This is a genomic window from Symbiopectobacterium sp. RP, assembly GCF_050472005.1.
Lineage (GTDB): Bacteria > Pseudomonadota > Gammaproteobacteria > Enterobacterales > Enterobacteriaceae > Symbiopectobacterium.
In genome coordinates this window covers 1,323,073-1,341,874 of the sequence record NZ_JBGOGS010000002.1, presented here as the reverse complement: position 1 = coordinate 1,341,874, position 18,802 = coordinate 1,323,073, and the positions used below count along the sequence as shown (strand labels likewise).

At 50.1% G+C, this 18,802-nt stretch carries 21 protein-coding genes and 1 pseudogene; 9 read left to right on the top strand and 13 right to left on the bottom strand.

Going from position 1 to position 18,802, the window contains the following annotated elements; all coding sequences use genetic code 11:
* Window positions 1-5 precede the first annotated feature (5 nt).
* Window positions 6-1,400 carry an SNF2-related protein gene (locus ACD630_RS26290; RefSeq protein ID WP_430361147.1) on the top strand — a complete coding sequence of 465 codons (1,395 nt, stop codon included), beginning with the start codon at window positions 6-8 and terminating at the stop codon, window positions 1,398-1,400.
* Window positions 1,397-1,600, top strand: a complete 204-nt coding sequence (locus ACD630_RS26285) for a helix-turn-helix transcriptional regulator (RefSeq protein ID WP_048913555.1) — start codon at window positions 1,397-1,399, stop codon at window positions 1,598-1,600. The genes ACD630_RS26290 and ACD630_RS26285 overlap by 4 nt, the downstream gene beginning before the upstream one ends.
* On the opposite strand, the gene ACD630_RS26280 is transcribed toward ACD630_RS26285, so the two are convergent.
* Window positions 1,597-2,994 (bottom strand): recombinase, encoded by a 1,398-nt coding sequence (locus ACD630_RS26280; protein ID WP_430361146.1) that lies wholly within the window; start codon window positions 2,992-2,994, stop codon window positions 1,597-1,599. The genes ACD630_RS26285 and ACD630_RS26280 overlap by 4 nt on opposite strands.
* 215 nt (window positions 2,995-3,209) lie before the next feature.
* Between ACD630_RS26280 and ACD630_RS26275 the strand changes: the two genes are divergently transcribed.
* Window positions 3,210-3,470 carry a YfhL family 4Fe-4S dicluster ferredoxin gene (locus tag ACD630_RS26275; protein ID WP_430361308.1) on the top strand — a complete coding sequence of 87 codons (261 nt, stop codon included), beginning with the start codon at window positions 3,210-3,212 and terminating at the stop codon, window positions 3,468-3,470.
* On the opposite strand, the gene acpS is transcribed toward ACD630_RS26275, so the two are convergent.
* The 8 genes from acpS to ACD630_RS26235 all read right to left on the bottom strand — a co-directional run bounded on the left by acpS (window position 3,445) and on the right by ACD630_RS26235 (window position 10,586).
* Entirely contained in the window at window positions 3,445-3,864 is a 420-nt protein-coding gene (gene acpS, locus ACD630_RS26270; protein ID WP_430361145.1) for a holo-ACP synthase, read from the bottom strand. The genes ACD630_RS26275 and acpS overlap by 26 nt on opposite strands.
* Window positions 3,864-4,595, bottom strand: coding sequence for a pyridoxine 5'-phosphate synthase (gene pdxJ, locus ACD630_RS26265; protein WP_430361144.1), 732 nt, complete (start codon window positions 4,593-4,595; stop codon window positions 3,864-3,866). Before pdxJ ends, acpS begins: the two co-directional genes overlap by 1 nt.
* Before the next feature lie 117 nt (window positions 4,596-4,712).
* Complete coding sequence (gene recO, locus ACD630_RS26260; protein WP_430361143.1) at window positions 4,713-5,447, bottom strand: DNA repair protein RecO; 735 nt, start codon at window positions 5,445-5,447, stop codon at window positions 4,713-4,715.
* Between the two features lie 11 nt (window positions 5,448-5,458).
* Window positions 5,459-6,364: a GTPase Era gene (era, locus tag ACD630_RS26255; protein ID WP_430361142.1), complete on the bottom strand. Its 906-nt coding sequence runs from the start codon at window positions 6,362-6,364 to the stop codon at window positions 5,459-5,461.
* Window positions 6,361-7,041 (bottom strand): ribonuclease III, encoded by a 681-nt coding sequence (gene rnc, locus ACD630_RS26250; RefSeq protein ID WP_430361141.1) that lies wholly within the window; start codon window positions 7,039-7,041, stop codon window positions 6,361-6,363. Before rnc ends, era begins: the two co-directional genes overlap by 4 nt.
* A 242-nt stretch (window positions 7,042-7,283) precedes the next feature.
* Window positions 7,284-8,243: a signal peptidase I gene (gene lepB / locus ACD630_RS26245; RefSeq protein ID WP_430361140.1), complete on the bottom strand. Its 960-nt coding sequence runs from the start codon at window positions 8,241-8,243 to the stop codon at window positions 7,284-7,286.
* Between the two features lie 16 nt (window positions 8,244-8,259).
* Window positions 8,260-10,059, bottom strand: coding sequence for a translation elongation factor 4 (gene lepA, locus ACD630_RS26240; protein ID WP_430361139.1), 1,800 nt, complete (start codon window positions 10,057-10,059; stop codon window positions 8,260-8,262).
* 260 nt (window positions 10,060-10,319) lie between these two features.
* The gene (locus ACD630_RS26235) at window positions 10,320-10,586 is read right to left on the bottom strand and encodes a hypothetical protein (protein WP_430361138.1); all 267 of its coding nucleotides are present in this window, start codon (window positions 10,584-10,586) and stop codon (window positions 10,320-10,322) included.
* 81 nt (window positions 10,587-10,667) lie between these two features.
* Here ACD630_RS26235 and ACD630_RS26230 point away from each other — a divergent pair, with 81 nt between their 5' ends.
* Both ACD630_RS26230 and ACD630_RS26225 read left to right on the top strand, forming a co-directional pair.
* A complete protein-coding gene (locus ACD630_RS26230) occupies window positions 10,668-10,796 on the top strand; it encodes a hypothetical protein (protein ID WP_430361137.1) in 129 nt (42 codons plus the stop codon).
* A 38-nt stretch (window positions 10,797-10,834) separates the two neighbouring features.
* A complete protein-coding gene (locus tag ACD630_RS26225) occupies window positions 10,835-12,085 on the top strand; it encodes an IS256 family transposase (protein WP_430361136.1) in 1,251 nt (416 codons plus the stop codon).
* Between the two features lie 153 nt (window positions 12,086-12,238).
* Here ACD630_RS26225 and ACD630_RS26220 read toward each other — a convergent pair.
* Window positions 12,239-13,257 (bottom strand): annotated as a pseudogene (locus ACD630_RS26220) (IS630 family transposase).
* Window positions 13,258-13,351: 94 nt separating this feature from the next.
* Here ACD630_RS26220 and ACD630_RS26215 point away from each other — a divergent pair.
* Both ACD630_RS26215 and ACD630_RS26210 read left to right on the top strand, forming a co-directional pair.
* Window positions 13,352-13,597, top strand: coding sequence for an IS630 transposase-related protein (locus ACD630_RS26215; RefSeq protein WP_430361135.1), 246 nt, complete (start codon window positions 13,352-13,354; stop codon window positions 13,595-13,597).
* The gene (locus tag ACD630_RS26210) at window positions 13,521-13,895 is read left to right on the top strand and encodes a transposase (RefSeq protein ID WP_430361307.1); all 375 of its coding nucleotides are present in this window, start codon (window positions 13,521-13,523) and stop codon (window positions 13,893-13,895) included. The genes ACD630_RS26215 and ACD630_RS26210 overlap by 77 nt, the downstream gene beginning before the upstream one ends.
* Window positions 13,896-14,116: 221 nt before the next feature.
* On the opposite strand, the gene ACD630_RS26205 is transcribed toward ACD630_RS26210, so the two are convergent.
* Together ACD630_RS26205 and ACD630_RS26200 are read right to left on the bottom strand one after the other, a co-directional pair.
* Window positions 14,117-14,782, bottom strand: coding sequence for an IS630 family transposase (locus ACD630_RS26205; protein WP_430361306.1), 666 nt, complete (start codon window positions 14,780-14,782; stop codon window positions 14,117-14,119).
* A complete protein-coding gene (locus ACD630_RS26200; protein ID WP_430361134.1) occupies window positions 14,706-15,071 on the bottom strand; it encodes an IS630 transposase-related protein in 366 nt (121 codons plus the stop codon). The genes ACD630_RS26205 and ACD630_RS26200 overlap by 77 nt, the downstream gene beginning before the upstream one ends.
* Before the next feature lie 245 nt (window positions 15,072-15,316).
* On the opposite strand from ACD630_RS26200, the gene mutS reads away from it, so the two are divergent.
* Window positions 15,317-17,881, top strand: a complete 2,565-nt coding sequence (gene mutS, locus ACD630_RS26195; RefSeq protein ID WP_430361133.1) for a DNA mismatch repair protein MutS — start codon at window positions 15,317-15,319, stop codon at window positions 17,879-17,881.
* Window positions 17,882-17,942: 61 nt separating this feature from the next.
* On the opposite strand, the gene nlpE is transcribed toward mutS, so the two are convergent.
* The gene (gene nlpE, locus ACD630_RS26190) at window positions 17,943-18,626 is read right to left on the bottom strand and encodes an envelope stress response activation lipoprotein NlpE (RefSeq protein ID WP_430361132.1); all 684 of its coding nucleotides are present in this window, start codon (window positions 18,624-18,626) and stop codon (window positions 17,943-17,945) included.
* Between the two features lie 48 nt (window positions 18,627-18,674).
* On the opposite strand from nlpE, the gene ACD630_RS26185 reads away from it, so the two are divergent.
* Window positions 18,675-18,797 (top strand): hypothetical protein, encoded by a 123-nt coding sequence (locus ACD630_RS26185; protein WP_430361131.1) that lies wholly within the window; start codon window positions 18,675-18,677, stop codon window positions 18,795-18,797.
* The last annotated feature ends 5 nt before the right edge of the window (window positions 18,798-18,802 follow it).

Genomic DNA, 18,802 nt, shown 5'->3' with positions numbered 1-18,802 from the left:
TGAAAATGACAAAACCATACACCCCACGGCCATATCAGGAATTAATCACCAATTTCCTCATTAATAATCCGCGCTGCAACGTGTGGGCTGGCATGGGTATGGGTAAAACAGTTGCCACACTGACTACGCTGGAAGATCTCTTTATGTGCGGAGCCGAAACCCAACCGGTGTTGGTTCTTGCGCCGCTGCGCGTGGCACGGTCAACGTGGCCGGATGAAGCCAACAAATGGAGTCATCTGCGCAATATCGAGATCCAGCCCATTATGGGTAGCGTAAAAGAACGGCTGGCAGCGCTGACGAACAGCAACGCCAGCGTTTTTACCACCAACTATGACAACCTGGTATGGCTGGTTGAAACGCTGGGTGAGCGCTGGCCGTTCGCCAGCGTAATTGGCGACGAGAGCACCCGGCTTAAATCCTTTCGATTGCGCGGCGGCGGCAAACGTGCGGCAGCACTTGGCAAGGTCGCACATAAGCATGTCCACCGCTGGGGCAATCTCACCGGCACGCCAGCACCAAACGGTCTGGTAGACCTGTGGGGGCAAGCGTGGTTTGTCGATCAGGGCCAGCGCCTGGGGCGCACATACGGCGCATTTACCTCGCGCTGGTTCAACGCAATCCAGTTTCCCGGCCAAAGCTGGACAAAGCTGGAACCCTTTCCCCATTCGCAGGATGAGATACAGGCCGCGCTACGCGATGTGACGATCTCACTGGATGCCGCCGACTGGTTTGTTATTGAGGAACCGATCCATAACGTGATCCGCGTGGAAATGCCGCCCAAGGCACGCCAGCAGTATCAGGAAATGGAAAAGGAGATGTTTCTGGAACTGGATGGTGACGGCATTGAAGCGCCAAACACCGCCGCAAAAACCGTGAAGTGTTTGCAAATCGCCAGCGGCGCTATCTATACCGACGACAAAGGTACCTGGTCAGAAATCCACGACGCCAAGTTGCAAGCGCTGGAAAGCGTGATTGCCGAATCTGGCGGTATGCCGGTGCTGGTTGCCTACCACTTTAAAAGCGATTTAGCCCGTTTATTGAAAGCCTTTCCAAAGGGTAAACAGCTTGATTCCGATCCACAGACGCTGCGCGACTGGAATGCCGGTAAAATCCCGGTGCTATTCGCTCATCCAGCTAGCGCAGGCCACGGCCTTAACTTACAGGATGGCGGAAACATCCTGGTGTTTTTCTCGCACTGGTGGGATCTGGAACAGTACCAACAAATTATCGAACGTATCGGGCCAACACGCCAGATACAGGCGGGGCATAACCGCCCGGTATTTATTCACCATATTATCGCCGCCGACACCGTAGATGAACTGGTGATGGAACGGCGCGATTCAAAACGAAACGTGCAGGATATCCTGCTGGATGCAATGAAACAAAGGGGTTTGAAATGAGCGAACAATCCGACGATCTGCTTACTCCGGCAGAGGTTTGCAAAATGCTCGGCGGAATTACCCAAAAAACTCTCTGTGACTGGAATATCAATCACCGCCATAAAAAAATATTGGCACCGATTCGTTTTACCTCAAAAGTAGTGCGGTATGAGCGACAGAACGTTCAGGCATTTATCCAGAAATGTCGCAGCGAGTATTAACCTTTTTTCCTCAGTAAAATAACCTGTGTCAAGATGCTTGCTTCATGCGCCTCAAAGGCTGTTTTCTTCAACGCCATTTCCTCCTGTAATATCTCATCTGAAAAGTCGTAATGTTCAGCCATAGGATCCGCGCTTTTATCCGAATGGTGCAAACACAAAAGGCTAATCTCCCGCGTATCAGAGCGGGAGAAGCCCTTTGCACGCATCTGAGCAATAACATTGCTCTTAAAGAACTTACGGCACATCGTATTAAATGCCCCTTCCCTACCCTTCACCGTTCCGTCATGTTTAATTCCCTTTACTGCATTTTCCGGGCTGTAAGTTTTTATCAACTTATCGAGGGATCGCTTTGCAAACGGTAGTTCAGGATTGCGCGGTTGAAGAAAAACAAACTGCTGATTACATCCCGGTACCGAATCCCTCCATTCTTTCTGCTCCTGCAAAATACGCTCAATACCAACGGTGATTGGGATCCTGAACTCCTTCTGCGTTTTCATCGCACCACGCATACCAATTATCCCAGCTGGATAGACAATTTCTTTTATATCTTCCTGGACATAGTCCCATTGAAGATTGCTGACATTGATAGGGCGTACCCCCGTCAGGATCATAAAACGCATGGCATTTTTCTGATGGATGGAGGTACACCCCGCGACGTTAAGCCACAATTTCGCTATAGATTCGATATCAGTAAAAAGGCGCGTAGGCGCAGGCCGTTGCACACGGGAAGATACATAATCATCAGGTATGCTAGCAGCAACATTTCGCCCATTGCACAACTGCGGGGCAGAATAATTCCAAAACCGGCGAAGTTCGGCGAATAATTCAAGCGCATGGTTATTAGACTTTGTTGCTATCCAAGTATCCAGCACTTCAATGATTCTTCCATAAGTTACATCACCGAACACTTCACGATCACCAAACGCTAAATCGATCTGTTTTATCCTTGCGCAGTAAGTCCGGTAGCTGTGGTCACTTAATTTCTGGCGTTGTACTTTCGCTTCAAGGTCAGCACGATAACTTTCCAGAGCCAAATGTACCGACTCAGCCCTCAGATCATCCCCCGCCATTTCCACCGCGTTCTCACGCGCAAGTTGAATCGCCAGTTCCGGCCATTCACCCAATTTACGCCCTTTCAGCCCCATTTTCTTGGGGAACTCCGCATAGAATGTAACCTTACCGGCCTTACTGAAATCGATTCGTAAATAGCTCTCTTTTTCGTACTTAGATCGCCGGGATTGTCCCTGATACTTGAGTATGGTTTTCGCTGCCGTAACACAGATTCGCATGTGTGAGCTTGTGTATGGAGGCTTACATCCCTCCCAGCGCTCTAAAGCGCTCAAAAAATCGTCATTATTGGGCTTTTCGGGGTTCTGTGTTACAGTGCGCGCCATTGAAATTCCTTATCCTGTGGCCCATCGCGAGAGAGGCTCGCACATGAGGATTTTTAAGGTGGTGATTTTCGGTCTGTGTTGCGGTTTTGTGTTACGCAAGTGAGTGTACCAGTGTTTTTTATACTGTACAAACCTACAGATAGTTAACCATCGTAAGGAATACAAATAGCAAATAACCAATTGATTATAGAAGATAAAAAAGGTAAGTGATTAAAGTGGCTTTACTTATTACCAAACGCTGTATTAACTGCGACATGTGCGAGCCTGAATGTCCCAATCAGGCAATTTCTATGGGGCTGGATACCTATGAAATAGATCCGCTGCGTTGCACAGAATGTGTGGGCCACTACGATGTGCCTACCTGCCAAAAGGTATGCCCGATTGACAATACAATCATTCGTGACCCGCAACAAGTGGAAACGCAGGAGCAATTATGGGAAAAGTTTGTTGTTATGCATCACGCCGATCGTCTGTGAGCGGGCGTTTTCGCTCCCCTTCAAGGATCACTGTGGCGCAGGCATAGTGCCGCTCATCGGCAATGGTCACGTGTATCTCTTCCACTCCTAAGTTTTCCGCCATCGATTGCGCGCGTCCCCAAAGTCGCAGGCAAGGTTTACCCAGCTCATCGTTGAAGACGTCGAATTGATCGAAAGCCAGCCCTTGGCTAATGCCGGTGCCTAAGGCCTTCGCCGCCGCTTCTTTAACAGCAAAACGCTTAGCAAGATAGCGGGAAGACTGCGGGTGCTTTTCATAGTGCACCCACTCTTGTGCGGATAATACTCTGCGCGCCAGACGATCGCCGGATCGCGCGATAATCGCCTCGATACGGGCGATCTCCACAATGTCCGAGCCAAGTCCCAGAATAGCCATTAACGACGGGCTTCCCGTAGCAATGACTTCATTTCCGCGACGGCCTCTGCCAAGCCACTCATGACGGCGCGACCGATAATCGCATGCCCGATATTAAGCTCATGGATTTCAGGCAGGGCCGCAATAGCTTGCACGTTGTGGTAGGTCAGGCCATGTCCGGCATTTACCTTGAGTCCTTTGCTGGCGGCATAAACCACTGCATCGCGAATACGCGCCCACTCTTGCTGGCGCAGAGTATCGTCCTGAGCATAGGCATAAGCACCGGTATGGATTTCGATATAAGGAGCGCCAACGGCTACAGCGGCATCAATTTGCACCCGTTCGGGGTCGATAAACAGAGATACCAGAATTCCCGCATCGTGCAAACGGGCCACGGCTGATGTCATGCGCGGTAGTTGACCCGCAACGTCCAACCCACCTTCCGTTGTCACTTCCTGGCGTTTCTCAGGTACCAGACAACAAAAGTGAGGACGAAGCTCGCAGGCAATCGCCAGCATCTCTTCCGTCACCGCCATTTCAAGGTTCATGCGCGTCTGCAACGTTTGGCGTAACAAACGCACATCGCGATCAATAATATGACGACGATCTTCACGCAGATGAACCGTAATACCATCCGCCCCAGCTTGCTCGGCAACAAACGCAGCTTGCACCGGATCGGGGTACGCTGTGCCACGCGCATTGCGCAGGGTCGCCACATGATCGATATTTACACCCAGCAAAAGCTCTGCCATGAAATCAGTCCTCAAAAAAATCACCGTTAGGCGACCAGTGTACACTGGCCTTTCGGTTCGTTACCACTGCGGCAATCTTTAGATAGCGAGAGGTTGACAGGTTCACTGCTCAGGTCATTATTCTTTTGCAACAGGTGGCGTGTGGGGACGTAAAACGGCAGATTTTTGAAACAGCTCATTGCTCTTCAATGGCTTGCCGCCCAGATAAGGTTTGAGCGCCATACGGGTAAAGCGTTTCGCAGCCCGCAGGGTTTGCACATCAGGAAATTCCCGCGCAGCCAGCGCACGCAACTCATAGCCGGTAAAGCTACGCTGATCCACAATTACACTGGCGATAAACCCTTTTTCTTCACGGTAGCGGTAGGTCATGGTGTCTGCAACGGGCTCCCCACTGCCTGCACAGTGCAGAAAATCAACGCCGTAACCGAGATAACCCAACAGCGCCAGCTCAAAACGACGCAGTGCCGGTTCCGGTGAGGAGCTCAACGCTGCCAGTTGCTGCAAGCAATGCAGGTAATCGAAGAAGAGTGCGGAAAAATTGGTTTCGTGCTCCAGCACGCGAGCAAGCAATTCATTGACGTAGAGGCCGCTGTACAACATGACGCCAGTGAGCGGTAGTGCCAGTGACACCGGTTCAGCGTTACGCAAAGTTTTTACTTCACCGCGTCCACCCCAGCGCACCAGCAATGGCGTGAACGGTTGCAAACATCCTTTTAGCGGAGAGCGGCGCGCTCGCGCGCCTTTGGCTAACACGCGCACACGCCCTTCGTCTTCCGTGAAAAGATCCAGCAACAAGCTGGTTTCACTGTAAGGTCGCCCATGCAAGACAAACGTGCGCTGCCAGCCTTCCATCGGCGCTAACCTTATAAGTCGTCGATGTAGCCTAGGCTGCGCAATGCGCGTTCGTCATCCGCCCAACCGGATTTCACCTTCACCCACAATTCCAGGTGTACCTTGGCTTCGAACATGGCTTCCATATCCTGACGCGCTTCAATGCCGATCGTCTTGATTTTGTCGCCTTTGTTACCGATCACCATTTTCTTCTGACTATCGCGCTCAACCAGAATCAACCCATTGATGTCATAACCGCCACGGTCGTTGGTCACGAAACGCTCGATCTCAACGGTCACCGAATAGGGCAACTCTTCACCGAGAAAGCGCATCAGCTTTTCACGGATAATCTCTGCCGCCATAAAGCGCTGCGAACGATCGGTGATGTAATCTTCCGGGAAGTGATGCTCAGCCACAGGCAGGTGTTTGCGCACAATGCTGGCAATAGTGTCAACGTTAGTGCCCTTTTCCGCAGAAAGAGGAACCACGTCGAGGAAGTTCATTTTTTCACTTAAAAACTGGATATGCGGCAGCAGTCTGGTTTTGTCCGTCACATTGTCAATCTTGTTGATTGCCAGCAATACCGGACGTTTTTGATCGCGCAACTTACCCACGACCATTTCATCGTCGTCGGTCCAGTGAGTCCCTTCAACCACAAAGATGATCAACTCGACATCGCCGATGGAGCTACTGGCAGCACGGTTCATCAGACGGTTGATTGCCCGTTTTTCTTCAATGTGCAGCCCTGGCGTATCCACATAAATAGCCTGATAAGGACCTTCGGTATGGATACCCATAATGCGGTGACGCGTGGTTTGCGGCTTACGCGAAGTAATGGAGACTTTTTGCCCCAACAGTTCGTTCAGCAACGTGGATTTGCCCACGTTGGGTCGCCCAACAATTGCGACGAAACCACAGCAGGTTTGTTCTTCGCTCACTCAATCTCCAGTATTTTCAACGCTTGTTCCGCTGCCGCCTGCTCCGCCTTACGCCGACTGGAGCCCGTACCAATCACCGGTTCGTTAAAACCGCTGATCATACAATGGATGCTGAATTCCTGATCGTGTGCCTCACCGCGCACCTGCACCACCAGATAGGTAGGCAATGGCAGATGACGTCCTTGCAGAAACTCTTGCAACCGGGTTTTAGGATCTTTCTGCTTAACCCCTGGACTGATTTCATCCAATCGGGTCTGATACCAATTCAGAATCAGTCTTTCAATATTCTGGATATCACTGTCCAGAAAAATACCGCCAATCAGCGCTTCGACCGTGTCAGCCAAAATAGACTCACGGCGGAAGCCACCGCTTTTCAATTCACCGGGACCAAGGCGCAGGCATTCACCTAATTCGAATTCACGCGCAATTTCCGCCAGCGTATTGCCGCGCACCAGCGTGGCGCGCATACGGCTCATATCCCCTTCATCGACACGAGGAAAGCGATGATAAAGTGCATTGGCAATCACAAAACTCAGGATGGAGTCACCAAGAAACTCCAGACGCTCATTGTGTTTGCTGTTGGCACTGCGGTGCGTTAACGCATGCAATAACAGGTCGTACTGCTGGAAAGTATAGCCCAGCTTTCTTTGTAACCGATTTATTAGGATGGGGTTCATGTGTTACCAATAGATCAACAATACCTATTTACCGCAGCATACGGAACAGCGCTTTCTGGATCGCTCCTGCGGGCGATAGGAACAAAGCTGTTTCGTTTGCATTGGCTCCAAACGGAGCCTGCGTTTTTCGTTTATTCTCATCACATTCTTCGTTGCAAGGGCTACCTGCAACGAGAATGCGGTGCGAGATACAACAATTCTACAACGTACCCGAAAATAATGCTGCGGGTTTATCACGGTGATTAATGAATTCGACCAATTCTGCTCAGACGCACGCCCGTTGGCCATTCACCTTCTTGTTTCTCAAAGCTCATCCAGATTGCCGTTGCGCGGCCGACCAGATTCTTCTCCGGCACAAAACCCCAGAAACGGCTATCGGCGCTATTATCACGGTTATCACCCATCATGAAATAGTGCCCGTTTGGCACTACCCAAGTGGTCAGCGGCTGGCGCGACTGCTGGTAGTACATCCCCAGTTGATCCTGGCTACCCGGCACCACCAGAATGCGGTGCGAGACATCACCCAGCGTCTCCTGACGAACGCCCATCCGCACGCCACCCGGTTTTTCCTCACCGAGTGGCAGCGCGTAGAAACCGCTGCCCGATTCCGAACTAGGACGACCGAACGTTTGCACGAAATCACTGGCTTCAAGGTTACTGTAGGTTACCGTGACGGAGCTGTCACACGCCGAGCCTTCACATGCAGGACGCATCGTCACCTGCTTGCTGAGCGGATCGTAAGAAACCCTGTCGCCCGGCAGACCAATCACACGTTTGATATAATCCAGACGCGGATTTTCAGGATATTTGAATACCGCTACATCCCCGCGTTGCGGATGCCCGGTCGGGATCAGCGTTGTCTGCGTGATGGGATCCTTAATGCCGTAGGCAAATTTCTCCACCAGAATAAAATCACCAATCAGCAGCGTCGGCATCATGGAACCCGACGGTATCTGGAACGGTTCGTAGACAAAGGAGCGCACAAAAAATACCAGCGCCAATACCGGAAACACCGAAGCGCAGGTTTCAATCCAACCGGGTTGTTTTATCGTCACAACGCCCGCGCCGCCATCCTGCTGCGCACTCAGAGCCGCCTCCGCTCTCGCCTTGCGTGCCGGTGCCCATTTAAAGCGTTCAAAACACCAGACGATGCCGGTGATGAGCGTCGCCAGCGCTAAAACCAAGGCAAACATATTGGCCATGCCAACTCCTTAGGGTTTATTTGCTCTCTTTGCCGACGTGCAGAATGGCCAAGAAGGCTTCTTGCGGCAATTCAACGTTGCCGACCTGTTTCATGCGCTTCTTACCGTCTTTCTGTTTCTGCAACAGCTTTTTCTTACGGCTCACGTCGCCGCCATAACATTTCGCCAATACGTTTTTACGCAGCTGTTTCACGGTCGAACGCGCGATAATGTGGTTGCCGATGGCCGCCTGAATGGCAATATCAAATTGTTGACGCGGGATCAGCTCTTTCATTTTTTCCACCAGCTCACGGCCACGATACTGTGAGTTATCACGGTGGGTAATCAGCGCCAACGCATCAGCACGTTCGGCGTTAATCATCACGTCAACCCGCACCATGTCAGAGACCTGGAAACGTTTGAAACTGTAATCCAGCGACGCATAACCGCGCGAAGTCGATTTCAGTCGATCGAAGAAATCGAGCACCACTTCCGCCATGGGAATTTCATAGGTCAATGACACCTGGTTACCGTGGTAAACCATGTTGATCTGCACACCACGCTTCTCAATACACAAGGTGATCACATTGCCTAGGTACTCCTGCGGCAACAGCATATGGCATTCCGCGATAGGTTCACGCAGTTCTTCAATGTTGTTGAGCGGTGGCAACTTTGAAGGGCTGTCAACGTAAACAATTTCCTGACGCGTGGTCTTCACTTCATAAATTACGGTCGGTGCCGTGGTGATCAGATCCAGATCGTATTCACGCTCCAGACGTTCCTGAATGATCTCCATGTGCAGGAGGCCCAGGAAGCCGCAGCGAAAACCAAAGCCCAACGCGGTTGAGGTTTCCGGTTCGTAGAACAGCGAAGCATCATTGAGGCTCAGTTTACCCAACGCGTCGCGGAAGTTCTCATAATCATCAGAACTGACCGGGAATAAGCCAGCATAAACCTGTGGTTTAACCTTTTTGAAGCCCGGTAGCGCTTTGTCAGCCGGTTGGCGAGTCAATGTCAGGGTATCCCCCACCGGAGCACCAAGAATGTCTTTGATGGCGCACACCAGCCAACCCACTTCACCGCAATTAAGCACATCACGATCGATCTGCTTCGGCGTGAAAATCCCCAGACGATCTGCGTTATACACCTGACCGGTACTGATGACCTTCACTTTGTCGCCCTTGCGCAACGAACCATTTTTGATGCGGATCAGAGAGACCACACCGAGGTAGTTATCGAACCAAGAGTCGATGATCAACGCCTGAAGCGGCGCATTTGGATCGCCCTCTGGCGGTGGAATTTCTTTCACCAGACGTTCAAGCACATCAGGAACGCCAACGCCGGTTTTCGCCGAGCAGCGCACAGCATCGGTGGCATCGATGCCGACGATATCTTCAATCTCTTCTGCCACACGCTCGGGATCGGCGGCCGGCAGGTCAATCTTGTTAAGCACCGGGACCACTTCCAAGTCCATTTCCATCGCGGTGTAGCAGTTGGCGAGCGTTTGTGCCTCTACGCCTTGCCCAGCATCCACCACCAGCAACGCACCTTCGCACGCCGCCAGAGAACGTGAAACTTCATAGGAGAAGTCAACGTGCCCCGGAGTGTCGATAAAATTCAGTTGGTAGGTTTCGCCATCTTTGGCATGGTAATCCAGCGTTACACTTTGCGCTTTGATGGTGATGCCGCGTTCACGTTCCAGATCCATGGAGTCCAGCACCTGCGCCGCCATTTCACGGTCAGATAAACCGCCGCAAAGTTGAATAATGCGGTCAGAAAGCGTCGACTTACCGTGGTCGATATGGGCAATAATGGAGAAATTTCGTATATGCTTCATTTTTATAGTTTTTTATCCAGATAGGTACTTAGAAGCTCTTTTAATGGACACACCTGTGGACACAAATTCAAGGCCACCGCATAGAATAGCGTCGCTATCTTACACTGAATACGCGTTACGCGGAAGAAACTACTTGCCTAGGTCTTTGAGCGTAGCGCCTCGACAAGCGCAAAGAGATGATGCAATGGTGGGCTGATTGGATAGGATAGCCATCCTTGGCATTCACACCGCATTTTTACGCCATAAAACGGCACATTACGTCACCGTACGACACGTGCACGGCACGCAGATCTTAGTGGTTGGAATCGGTGGACGATTGGTTTAATTGATGGGTGAAAGCGCTCGACCTCATAGCCGAGCGCCCTAGTTTGCTCCGCGATCACTGTGGCTGTTCTGGCCAGTCGAGCCTGTTTAAGATTTTGTGTATAGCCAAGCGACTTAATTTTGATTACACTATATGGACTGAGAACAAAATCTCTGTATCGCAACCACTCTCTCTTTTTTTGCTTGTGCCCATTTATGCTCAATTGGGTTAAGATCTGGCGAATATAGCCAAGTGACATTATTTTGATAACAATTAGCTGTATTTTTTGCCACATATCAGGGCATTGGCTGTAATCATTTTTAAGTCAGTTGGCTATAACGGCGAAAATGTTTACACCGATGAGGAAGTCGTGAGTTATGCTCATTTCTGGTGTACTGGGGTTTCGGGGGGGGTGGCGTATCCTGCTGATTGATTTCGTGGATGATTTCAACAACAGAGAGATGATACCCCATGAAAAAATCTACCCTACAGGTCTCCGCAGAACCAGATATTGCCGCTGATCCCTTGCATGAACTCATTCGTAATGGTGCCAGGCAACTGATAGCTGCCGCCGTTGAGGCTGAGCTCGAAGCCATGCTGCAACAACATGCTGAACGCCGCCTTGACGACGGGCGTCATGCTGTCGTTCGTAACGGCTATTTGCCACCGCGAACCATACAGACGGGTATTGGGGATGTTGAAATTAAAGTACCTAAGGTCAGGGAGCGCAGCGGCAACGGAATATGCTTCAACAGCGCGTTGTTGCCGCCTTATCTGAAACGTGCAAAAAGCGTCGAAGAGTTGCTAGCATGGCTGTACCTGCGAGGCATATCCACCGGTGATTTTCATGAAGCCCTGAGGGCGCTGCTCGGTGAAAAAGCTAGTGCCCTCTCTGCCAGTACCATCAGCAGACTGAAACAACAATGGCTTGAAGAGCACAGGCAATGGTGCCTGCGTGATTTAAGCGATACGCGCTACGTTTATTTCTGGGCCGATGGCATATACAGCCATGTCAGGCAAGATGATCGCCTTTGCCTGCTGGTCATTATCGGCGTCACTGAGCATGGACGTAAGGAGCTGGTTGCGGTCGAAGATGCTTATCGAGAGTCAGAAGCAAACTGGGCCGAACTTCTTAATGGCCTGCGAGCACGTGGCCTAACCGTATCTCCCAAGCTGGCTACGGGAGACGGTGCCCTTGGTTTTTGGAATGCAATGGCAAAGATATTCCCGGACACGCAGCACCAACGCTGTTGGGTGCACAAAACCGCTAATGTGTTGGCTTCACTCCCCAAAGCCATGCAACCGAAAGTTAAGGCTGAGCTGCGGGAGGTTTGGCTGGCAGAGAGCCGCGATGCCGCTAATGAAGCCTTTGATGTTTTGTTGGCAAGGTTTTCAGCGAAGTATCCTGCAGCGATGAAGAAGCTTGAGAAAGCTCGAGAAGAACTGCTGGCATTCTACGACTTCCCGTCAGAGCACTGGACGTCAATAAGAACGACAAATCCGATTGAATCGGCTTTTGCGACTGTGAGGCTACGAAGCAGAGGCGCGAAGAACGATGGTTCGAGAGAAACAACCCTGTCAATGGTATTTAAGCTGCTCCAGTCAGCTCAGAAAAGCTGGAACCGACTAAGAGGATTTGACCTGCTGACCCTGGTTGTAAGCAACGTCCAATTTAAGGATGGAGAACATATTCACGAAGCATCAGAGCGGAACGTAGCCTGATCGCTATACACCAGATTTGCTAATAACTCTGATCTTATTGCCATGACGTAACGTTGTTTGTTACCGCTATGCGTTTTATTAAGGGTTATAGCCAAGCGACATTATTTTGATAACAATTCGCTGTATTTTTTTGCCACATATACCCAATAAACCTCAAGATGCAGGTTTGAGCACCTGAAAACAATCGTGAATTCTGGACGTCAGCGAGTCCGCTATTTCTTATTGGTGAAAAAATTGAATATTGCATCCCGAAAATCGCGGGTGTTTTCAAAATAGCGATTATTCCGTGTATGCTCATTCATCACTTTCCGCAGGCGTTCTATCGCGTTCAGATTCGGACTGTAAGGCGGTAAATAGTGAAGCTCTATGTTCACGACAAAGGCCCAATCCTTAATCAATTGGGTTCGGTGATAACCCGCACCGTCCAGTATTACATGGATTCTCTGTCGGTAATCAGGGTAACGTTTGCGTATCTCAATGAAAAAACGAGCAATGTTGTAGTCATTAATTGTTTTGTAATCGTGAATAACCGTACCGCCGATATCGCTCAGATTCAGCGCACCCAGTATATTCAGACGGGTTCGACTTCTCCTTGTTTTAACTGACTTTTTATACCCTTTTCGTATCCATCCATAACTGAGCTTTGTGGCTTGTGTCGGATGAACCGCATCGATAAACAGAATCGGCTCATTGCCGGCTGTTTTCTTTAAATTCTCATAATATTCAATGAAATGCTTCTGATTTTCTTCACTGAATTTATGGGGGACGCCCGCCGGTTTTTTGTAGGAGAAACCATGACGGTGCAACCACTTGTTCATGCCGGGAATACTGAATCGGATAGCCCAGCGATGTTCGACATAAGCCACGATGTCGTGGGTATGATGGAAGAGATGTTGAGATAACTAGCTGATTAAGAGCGCAGTCTTTTCAGCACAAAGCCGACTTGCAGACCCACCGTTTTCAGGTTTAAGTTTGCGAGTGTTGACGTAATCGTTGATATGTTGGTTTACCGTCGTTTCGTGCAGACGCAGAGCTTGCGCAATCATCGCAGAGCTCCAGCCTTCGGAGGCCAGCAGGACGGCTTTGATGCGATCACAAACACGCTTATCACGACTGGTGTCATGAAGGTGTTCGAGTTCGGCTTTTTGCTTGTCGGTAATAAATATCTTCATAGTGGGTGAGCATGATCTTCTTACCGCGTAAAATCAAGCATCTTCAATGATCACGGGTATATCAGGGCATTGGCTGTAATCATTTTTAAGTCGGTTGGCTATAGCGTCAAAAGCATCGACCACGCGTCAGCGAAAGAGCGATAAATCCGAGTTGATAAAAGATGTTGAACCATATCCAGATGCTTACCAAAAAGAACGTGCAGAGCGTTTTGGCGTTTGTCAGAAGGCCATTTGGCAAGCTCTTAAAAAGCTGGGATTGACCTATAAAAAAAACTCTACCCCATCCAAAAGCCAACGAAAGCGCCCGGCAAGCATTTCAACAAAAAATACAACAGTATGAAAAAGAAGGAAAACTTATTGTTTTTATTGATGAAAGTGCTTTTCCACACGATACCCCACGGACTCACGGCTATTCCCCAAAAGGTCAACGGTGTTTTGGCCTGAAGAACGGGGGAGCCAAAGGAAGAACAAATGTTATCGGCGCTTTATTAGGCACAACGCTGTTTGCTATCGGATTATTTGATATCAATATTAACAGCGATGTTTTCTATTCCTGGGTCACACAAGTCCTTATCCCAGTACTCCCTAAAAACAGTGTAATCGTGAGAGTTATTAGCAAATTTGGTGTATGGCGATAGGCTACGTTACGCTCTGATGCTTAGTGAATCTGTTCTCCATCCTTAAATTGGACGTTGCTTACAACCAGGGTCAGCAGGTCAAATCCTCTTAGTCGGTTCCAGCTTTTCTGAGCTGACTGGAGCAGCTTAAATATAGTCAACCGACTTAAAAATGATTACAGCCAATGCCCTGATATGTGGAAAAAAATACAGCCAATTGTTATCAAAATAATGTCGCTTGGCTATATCGCTGCAGGATACTTCGCTGAAAACCTTGCCAACAAAACATCAAAGGCTTCATTAGCGGCATCGCGGCTCTCTGCTAGCCAAACCTCCCGCAGCTCAGCCTTATAGTCAAGCGACTTAATTTTGATTACACCATATGGACTGAGAACAAAATCTCTGTATCGCAACCACTCTCTCTTTTTTTTGCTTTTTGCTTGTGCCCATTTATGCTCAATGGGGTTAAGATCTGGCGAATATGTAGGCAAATACTCCACCATATGCCCTGCATCAATGATGACTTGTTGAATATTATGTTTTTTGTGAAAAGTTGCATTGTCCATCACGATTACACTGTTTTTAGGGAGTACTGGGATAAGGACTTGTGTGACCCAGGAATAGAAAACATCGCTGTTAATATTGATATCAAATAATCCGATAGCAAACAGCGTTGTGCCTAATAAAGCGCCGATAACATTTGTTCTTCCTTTGGCTCCCCCGTTCTTCAGGCCAAAACACCGTTGACCTTTTGGGGAATAGCCGTGAGTCCGTGGGGTATCGTGTGGAAAAGCACTTTCATCAATAAAAACAATAGGTTTTCCTTCTTTTTCATACTGTTGTATTTTTTGTTGAAATGCTTGCCGGGCGCTTTCGTTGGCTTTCGGATGGGGTAGAGTTTTTTTTATAGGTCAATCCCAGCTTTTTAAGAGCTTGCCAAATGGCCTTCTGACAAACGCCAAAACGCTCTGCACGTTCTTTTTGGTAAGCATCTGGATATGGTTCAACATCTTTTATCAACTCGGATTTATCGCTCTTTCGCTGACGCGTGGTCGATGCTTTTGACGCTATTTGATTAATCCAACGCGATACAGAGGCAGAGCCAATCCGAAATTGCTTCGCTGTTTCTCGGATACTCAACCCTTCTTCTTCCCGTGTAGATATCAATTTACGTCTAAAATCAATTGAATAGCTCATTTAAATGATGTAATCAAAATTAAATCGTTTAGCTATATCAGAATCAGATACATTTTCCACTACGGCTTTGATAACGTTCCGGATAGCGAACCTCTGTGGATGAATCCCTGCGGGGGGAAGTGGTAAGATATACCGTACCTTGGTGTAGAAATGTTGCTGGCAGGCTCTTTTGGTTTAAGCAAATGCTTGCAGCATTAGTGACTTGTCCATTGAATCCCCAATAGCTAAAAATGAGTAAGACAGAGATGAATGAACCTATCGAGAAGGATTTCACCGACCATACGCCCATGATGCAGCAGTATTTCAGGCTAAAGGCGCAGCATCCCGACATCCTGCTGTTTTACCGCATGGGCGACTTTTATGAGTTGTTTTACGATGATGCCAAACGTGCGTCACAGCTATTGGATATTTCACTTACCAAACGCGGTACTTCGGCCGGTGAACCCATCCCCATGGCAGGCGTTCCACACCACGCGGTTGAAAACTACCTGGCAAAACTGGTGCAGCAAGGCGAATCCGTCGCCATCTGCGAACAAATTGGCGATCCAGCGACCAGCAAAGGCCCCGTAGAACGCAAAGTGGTACGTATCGTCACCCCAGGGACGATCAGCGACGAAGCACTGTTGCAGGAAAAACAGGACAATCTTTTAGCGGCCATTTGGCAGGACGGGCGTGGCTTTGGCTATGCTACATTGGATATCAGCTCTGGGCGTTTTCGCGTTATGGAGCCGGCCGATGAAGAGACCATGGCAGCAGAGCTGCAACGCACCAATCCCGCTGAGTTGCTTTATCCGGAATCGTTTGGTGCCGCTCATTTGATCGAACATCGCCATGGGTTGCGCCGCCGTCCGCTGTGGGAATTTGAGTTGGAAACCGCGCGGCAGCAGCTCAATATGCAGTTTGGCACACGCGACCTGATAGGGTTCGGGGTTGAACAGGCGAAACTGGCGCTGCGTGCCGCCGGCTGCCTGCTACAGTATGCCAAAGATACCCAGCGAACCTCACTGCCACATATCCGCAGCATCACCATGGAACGTCAGCAAGACGGCATCATTATGGATGCCGCCACGCGTCGTAATCTGGAGCTGGCACAGAATCTGGCAGGCGGCGTCGAAAATACGCTTGCAGCCATTCTGGACTGCACCGTCACGCCGATGGGCAGCCGTATGCTTAAGCGCTGGTTGCATATGCCCACGCGTGACAGACAAGCGCTAACGCAACGCCAGAGCACCATTCGCACGTTGCAGCCACTGGCGGAAGCACTCCAGCCGCCATTGCGACAGATTGGCGACTTGGAGCGTATTTTGGCTCGTCTGGCGCTGCGTACCGCCAGACCGCGCGATCTGGCGCGGATGCGCCATGCATTTCACCAGTATCCGGCCATCCATGCGCTGCTGGCAGAAAGCACAGAAGACTATGTCCAACAGCTCTCTCAGCATGTTCATCAGTTTGACGAGCTGTGCGCACTGTTGGAACGCGCCGTGCTGGAAGCACCGCCGGTGTTGGTGCGCGATGGTGGTGTGATCGCCAGCGGCTATAACGCCGAACTGGATGAATGGCGTGCGCTGGCTGACGGTGCCAGCGATTACCTCGATCGTTTGGAGATACGTGAACGCGAAAAACTGGGACTTGATACCCTCAAAGTCGGGTTTAACGGCGTGCACGGTTATTACATCCAGGTGAGCCGCGGACAGAGCCATTTGGTGCCGATTCACTATGTACGCCGCCAAACGCTGAAGAATGCCGAACGCTACATTATTCCTGAATTGAAAGAGTACGAAGATAAAGTGCTCACGTCCAAAGGCAAGGCGCTGGCGCTGGAAAAAGCCCTATACGACGACTTGTTTGACCAACTGTTGCCGCACCTTGAAGCATTGCAACAAAGTGCCGCCGCGTTGGCAGAACTTGATGTTCTCACCAACCTGGCAGAACGAGCAGATACGCTGAATTATGTATGTCCGACGCTGAGTGAACTGCCAGAGTTAAAAATTGAAGGAGGACGCCATCCGGTGGTGGAGCAGGTGTTGAGCGAGCCGTTTATTGCCAACCCGCTGTCGCTCACACCGCAGCGTCGTATGCTGATCGTTACCGGCCCGAACATGGGCGGTAAGAGTACCTATATGCGTCAGGCCGCGCTGATCGTGCTGATGGCCCATATTGGCAGCTTTGTACCTGCTGATAAGGCCACTATTGGGCCGGTTGATCGCATATTCACACGTATTGGTGCCGCAGACGATCTCGCCTCTGGGCGTTCTACGTTCATGGTGGAGATGACGGAGACGGCCAACATTCTGCACAATGCCACCGCCAACAGCCTGATATTGATGGATGAAATTGGGCGAGGCACATCGACCTATGATGGTTTATCCCTAGCCTGGGCCTGTGCGGAAAATCTGGCGCAGCGCATCAAGGCCATGACATTGTTTGCAACCCATTACTTTGAATTAACCCATTTGCCAGAAAAAATGGAAGGCGTTGCGAATGTGCATCTGGATGCTCTGGAGCACGGTGACACCATTGCGTTTATGCACAGCGTTCAGGAGGGCGCCGCCAGCAAGAGCTACGGCCTCGCCGTTGCAGCGCTGGCGGGTGTGCCCAAAGAGGTGATTAAACGTGCGCGGCAAAAGCTTAAAGAGCTGGAATCACTTTCCAATCACGCCTCTGCCAGCCATGTGGATGGTGCGCAGCTGGCGTTGTTAACCAGCGAAGAGACCGCTCCGGCGGTCGAAGCACTGGAAGCGCTGGATCCCGATACGTTAACGCCGCGTCAGGCGCTGGAATGGCTGTATAAACTGAAAGAGATGGTGTAACTTTTCATGGCAAGCTGCCTTTCTCAGGAAGGCAGCTTTTTATCTGATCGCTTTGGTATTGTTACTCGTTACAGTGGTCTTGCGCTTTCATCTGAAATGGGGCACTGCTCGGGACCAGGCTTTTTACCTCCCTCCCCTCTTCCATCGAAGGCACAACGGCAAAATGCGCGCTGAAGGTAAGCAACACTGCGTCTCCCGATGATTTACGCACCTGTAAATAGCGTTTTTCCATCACGATATTATTTACCACCGGGTAGGTGACACCGGTAAAACAATCAGCAAACACCGCCGCATCGGCTATATAGCGGTACAAACCACGCATTGCCATCGGGGTAGTAGGCAACGGCGCTTTGGTCGCCGTCAGACGATAGGTGTTGGACGATACAATCGGCGCACCGTCACGATCGAGCATTTCCAGACCATTATCCAGCGGTCTGAAGTAACTTTTTTCGCCTTGCACATCGGTGAGCACGAGCTTATCCGCCGTTCGCGCCCATCTGCCATAGGTGACAAACACGCGATTGCCGGGGCGATCGGTTTGATAATGATGCTGCAGTATAAACGTGCCATTTTCAGCCAGGAATAATGACGTATCAATACCGGCACAATCTGCACAAGGCAATACACCACGATAACTCTGCGCCATGGGCTGCAATGCTTCCTCACGCACTGGTTTGGGCGTATGACATCCCATCAACCCTGCTGCCACAAAAAGCAGTAGTAAGCCAAGCGCCATTTTTTTCACGCTATTATCCTCCCCACCTTCTCCTGTCACCTAGGATCATGACGATTATTGGGCCGGTTGCCACTCGGTAAAGATATAGCCAACCGACTAAAAAATGATTACAGCCAATGCCCTGATATGTGGCAAAAAAATACAGCCAATTGTTATCAAAATAATGTCGCTTGGCTATAATTTCC